The sequence below is a fragment of the Actinomadura napierensis genome, from assembly GCF_039529375.1.
Taxonomy (GTDB): domain Bacteria; phylum Actinomycetota; class Actinomycetes; order Streptosporangiales; family Streptosporangiaceae; genus Spirillospora; species Spirillospora napierensis.
This window is the reverse complement of sequence record NZ_BAAAMR010000229.1, coordinates 1-4,482: the sequence shown is the minus strand read 5'-3', so window position 1 is coordinate 4,482 and position 4,482 is coordinate 1. Positions and strand designations below refer to the sequence as shown.

At 74.0% G+C, this 4,482-nt stretch carries 5 protein-coding genes; 2 read left to right on the top strand and 3 right to left on the bottom strand.

Features of this window, described 5'->3' with window-relative positions; all coding sequences use genetic code 11:
- On the top strand, nucleotides 1-344 hold a 344-nt coding region (locus ABD296_RS48890; protein ID WP_344285229.1), incomplete at its 5' end, for a helix-turn-helix transcriptional regulator.
- A gap of 3 nt (nucleotides 345-347) precedes the next feature.
- Here the strand turns inward: ABD296_RS48890 and ABD296_RS48885 are convergent.
- From ABD296_RS48885 to ABD296_RS48875, 3 genes are all read right to left on the bottom strand, one after another.
- On the bottom strand, nucleotides 348-1,430 hold the full coding sequence (locus tag ABD296_RS48885; RefSeq protein ID WP_344285227.1) for a hypothetical protein: 1,083 nt from the start codon (nucleotides 1,428-1,430) through the stop codon (nucleotides 348-350).
- A 1-nt stretch (nucleotide 1,431) separates the two neighbouring features.
- Entirely contained in the window at nucleotides 1,432-2,925 is a 1,494-nt protein-coding gene (locus tag ABD296_RS48880; protein ID WP_344285225.1) for a flavin-containing monooxygenase, read from the bottom strand.
- Nucleotides 2,926-3,079: 154 nt separating this feature from the next.
- Nucleotides 3,080-3,361: a sulfurtransferase TusA family protein gene (locus tag ABD296_RS48875; protein ID WP_344285222.1), complete on the bottom strand. Its 282-nt coding sequence runs from the start codon at nucleotides 3,359-3,361 to the stop codon at nucleotides 3,080-3,082.
- A gap of 496 nt (nucleotides 3,362-3,857) precedes the next feature.
- On the opposite strand from ABD296_RS48875, the gene ABD296_RS48870 reads away from it, so the two are divergent.
- Nucleotides 3,858-4,199: an STAS domain-containing protein gene (locus tag ABD296_RS48870; RefSeq protein ID WP_344285219.1), complete on the top strand. Its 342-nt coding sequence runs from the start codon at nucleotides 3,858-3,860 to the stop codon at nucleotides 4,197-4,199.
- Nucleotides 4,200-4,482 lie beyond the last annotated feature (283 nt).

The following is a 4,482-nucleotide window of genomic DNA, read 5'->3' as shown; positions in this document are numbered from 1 at the left end:
CTCCCGTCGACCGCGACCGCGCCGGACCCGCGCTGCGCAGGGCCGCCGAGGTGGCGGACGGGCTGCGGGCCGTCCCGCTCCGCGAGCGCACCGGCGACCTCGGGCGCCGCGCCGGGATCTCCCTCGACGGCGAGCGCCCCTCCCCCGGGCTCGGCCTGACCCCGCGCGAGACCGAGGTGCTGCGGCTCGTCGCCGCCGGGCGCAGCAACCGGGAGATCGCCGAGGCGCTGTTCATCTCGGCGAAGACCGCCAGCGTGCACGTGTCGAACATCCTCGGCAAGCTCGGCGTGGCCGGGCGCGGCGAGGCCGCCGCCCGCGCCCACCGGCTGAGACTGTTCGACTGAGTCTCAGGGACCTGGGCGCAGCGGGACGATCCGGGTGGTGACGCGGGCGTGCGGGCGGTCGGCGGCGCCGAGCGCGTGGCCGCAGGTGTGGGACGCGATGTCGCCGCCGACGTGCAGGCCGGTCGGGACGAGCCGGTTCGTCCGGAACGCCAGCGACGGGTCGCGCAGCATCGGGTTCGACCAGGGGATCAGCTCCGACAGCAGCGCGAACGTCGGGTCGATCACCTTGGTGACGCCGTCGTCGTCCACGACCTCGACCCAGGCGTGCACGAGGTCGGGCAGCCCGACGACCCAGCCGATCCGGGTGGTGGCGGGCACGCCCTCCTCCCGGCACAGCCGCTCGATGTAGCGGCTGGCGGCGCCGCAGCCGGCGAAGCCGCGCGGGACGAGGTCCGGGTCGTCGCGCAGCTCGACGGGCAGCCGGAGGAAGCGCGGCTCGGCGCCCATGAACTCGCGGACGATCGCGCGGAGCACGGGCGAGCGCAGCACCGGGCAGTCGCCGACCGTCCGCAGCACCGCGGAGATCGCCATGGCGGGACCGGACGACCGCGCGGTCTTCGCGGCGGCGCCGAGCGCGGCGCCGACCCGGCGGCCGCAGCGCCCCGGATGCGCCCGGACGTTGCGGACCGCCCCGCCGTAGGCGCCGGTGCGGGGGCGCGCGAGGGCGTTGCGGGCGTCGGGGCGGCAGCCGTCCGGGTCGCCGCAGGCCACGCGGAGCTCGAACCGGGAGACGCGCGGCGCGATGAGGTCCTCGCAGGACGACCGGGTCCAGCGCAGCAGGGACGCGACGTCCCGCTCGGCCGGCGTGCGCCCCGTGCCGGAGTAGAGGGCGAGGTTGAACAGGTCGCGCGAGTCGAACCGCTCCCGGCCGGTCTCGCCGGTGCCGGGCAGGCCGTGCCGGGCGAGCGCGGCCAGCGTGCGGTCGTCGCAGGCGAGCATCTCGGCGGCCTCGGCGCGGCCGGTGTCGGGCCGGTGGTACTCGGACGGGATGACGTAGAGGCCCTCCAGCGCGCGCAGCAGCCGCCGGTCCACGCCGCCGGCGGCGGCGCCGCGGGACCGTGCCGTGCGGGCGGATCCGGTGCCCATGTCAGCGCATCACGATCCGGTAGTCGGACGGGTCGAGCGCACGGGTGCGGCGCCGGTAGGCCAGCATCGATCCGGGCCAGTTGCTGGCGTTGCGGCGGCGGCCGTCCGCGCCGGTCCCGCCGGAGTGCAGGTACCAGCTGTCGCAGCCGCCGGCGTTCCAGACCGTCCCGTCCAGGCGGCGTTGGAGCGCGTCGTCGAAGTCGGCCAGCACGCCCTCGCGGACGTCCATGTAGAGCACCTCCGGATCGCGCAGCGTGCGGGCGGCCTGGACGATGTAGGCGATCTGGCTTTCCAGCATGTGTACCACCGACCCGGAACCGACATTTGTGTTGGGCCCGTACATGAGAAAGAAATTCGGGAAACCTGCGATGGCCATTCCCAGGTAGGCTCGCGGTCCGTCCCGCCATGTCTCGTCCAGGTCCCGCTCAGTGAGACCTGTCACGCGCATCGGCGCGACGAAGTCGCGGGTGCGGAAGCCGGTGCCGAAGACGACGGTGTCGGCGGGGTGCTCGCGCCCGTCGCCGGTGACCAGGCCGTCCCGGGTGGCCCCGACGACCGCGCTGGTCACCACGTCCACCTGCGGGAGGTCGAGGGCGCGGTAGTAGTCGCTGGAGATCAGAACGCGCTTGCAGCCCAGTTCGTAGCTCGGGACGAGGCGCTCACGCAGGCGGCGGTCCCGCACCGACCACAGCGTCGTGCGGCACAGCGCGCGGACGTGCGCCGACAGCAGCCGGCGGGCGCGCGGCGCGATCAGCATCGGGTTCAGCAGCGCCTCGAACCAGACGAACACCGCGAGCCGCGACAGCCGCTGCAGCGCCGGGAACCGCCGGTTGAGCGCGGTGCGCAGCCGCGGGTAGCGGCGGTCCCACTTCCAGCCGACCCACTGCGGTTCGCGCTGGAAGACGGTCAGCCGCGCCGTGCGCGGCGCGATCCGCGGGACGAACTGGACCGCGCTCGCGCCGTTGCCGATGACGGCCACGGTTCGTCCGGTCAGGTCGTGGCCGTGGTCCCAGCGGGCGGAATGGAACACGGTGCCCGCGAAGTCGGCGAGCCCGGGGATGTCGGGTACGGCCGGGACGCTGAGCTGCCCGCACGCCGACACGAGCAGATCGGCGCGGTGCACCTCTCCCCCGGCGGTCCGCAGGTTCCACTGGCCGGCCGCCGCGTCGAAACCCGCCCGGGTGATCTCGCAGCCGAAGCGGATGTGCTCCGTCACCCCGTACTTGCGGGCGCAGTGCCGCAGGTAGGCCAGGATCTCCGGCTGCGGCGCGAACCGCCGCGACCAGTCCGGCTTCGGCTCGAACGAGTAGGAGTACAGGTGGGACGGGGCGTCGCAGGCGGCTCCGGGATAGGTGTTCTCCCGCCACACGCCGCCCACGTCGCCGGCCCGCTCGAACACCGTCAGGTCGGTGAAGCCGGCGCGGATCAGCCGGACGGCGAGCCCCAGCCCGCTGAACCCGCTGCCCACGATCGCGATCGACGGCCGTCCCGCCATGCCCGGTCACATCCCTCAACTATTGGCGCTACGCCAATAGTGACGGACAGGCCGGCACAATGGAAAGCCCCGGCCCGCCCACAGGGCGGACGGACCGGCGCCGGCACCGGGCGTGTGGCGCGCGCGCCCTGCGGCTCGGCCCGGCGGGAGGCGCTCACGAGCCGCTAGCGGGGCGCCACGGGGAGTCGGGCTCGGTGGCGCGCGGCCGCTCGGCCACGCGCAGGGCGTAGGTGGGGGTGTCGGCGTCGACCGGGCCGAGGTAGGCGTGGCCCGTCAGGTGGCACCACGCGGGCAGGTCGATCGGGGCCGCGGGGTCGGAGGCGATCAGGTGCACGACCGTGCCGGGCTCCAGCCCCGCCACGTGCCCGCGCAACTCCAGCAGCAGGCGCACGCAGGAGCGGTCGCCGCCGTCGATGACCACCGGTTCCGCGCCCATCCGCCGTCCCCCTGTCCGCGCCTCGCGAAGCGAGCCATGCCTCTTGTGGGGAAATATAGGGCTTTGCGACATGCGATTCACCCGCGGAACATCCCGTGCGGAGCGATCGTTACGTCTACGGGCCGGCGTACCGGACGGTGCGCGACGGCCCGGACCGGAGCGCCGACGACCTCGATCGAGTGAGTCCCGGCGCGTGCTTCGGAGAACGGCGCCCGCGAGGGCGCGGCCCGGCACGGCCGGGTGCCCGATCTGGATGCGCGAGCGTCGTCCCAGGAACGCCCTGTGATCGTGCATGCGCATATCCGAAGCGACAAACCAGGACCAACGGGAAGTGAACGCGATGATCGGCGACATGAGGGAGCGGCGTCCCAGTCTTGACCATTTCTTTCAGGTTTCGTCCAGCTTTGGGGCTTACAGTCGCAGTGAAGCACCCCCAGATGTCACCCACGTGAGGAACCTGACCTTGGGGCGAGCCATGGATCTCGGAGCAGCGCGAGTGGAGAGCACGGAGACCTGCGGGACGGTGACCTTCCCCGCCGAGGTCGACCTGAGCAACGGCGAGGAGATCCTCGCCCAGTCCCTCGGGCTGCTCGACTCCGGAGTGCGCGCCCTCATCCTCGACCTGTCCGGCTGCACCTTCTGCGACTCCAACGCGCTGAACGTCATCCTGCGCTCGCAGATGCGCGCCACCGAACTCGGCGTGCCGATGTGGGTGGTGCTGCCGCAGCGCGGCATCGTCCGCCGGGTCGCCGAGGTCGCGGGCCTGCCGCGCCGCGTCGCCATCGCGCCGGACGTGGCGACCGCGCGCGAGGCGCTCGCCCCCGTCCCGCAGGGCTGACCCTCCCGAACACCGGCGCCGTCGAGCGTCGCGCCACGGCGGCGCGGCGCGCGATCTCTTTGCGCGATCTTGTGGTTCGCGGGATGCCGCGCGACCGCGGGCCGGGCATGGATCCCGGGGACCGCCGCGGAACGGGCGGGCGCGGACAGGCGGGAGCGGGACGCACATGCAGCTGGAACCGACGGGGCACGGGGAACCGACGGGCGGGCTCGGGCGCATCCCGATCCTGGACGTGGCGCCGGTGGTCGGGGGTGGCCGGTGGCCGGCGAAGGCCGTGGTGGGT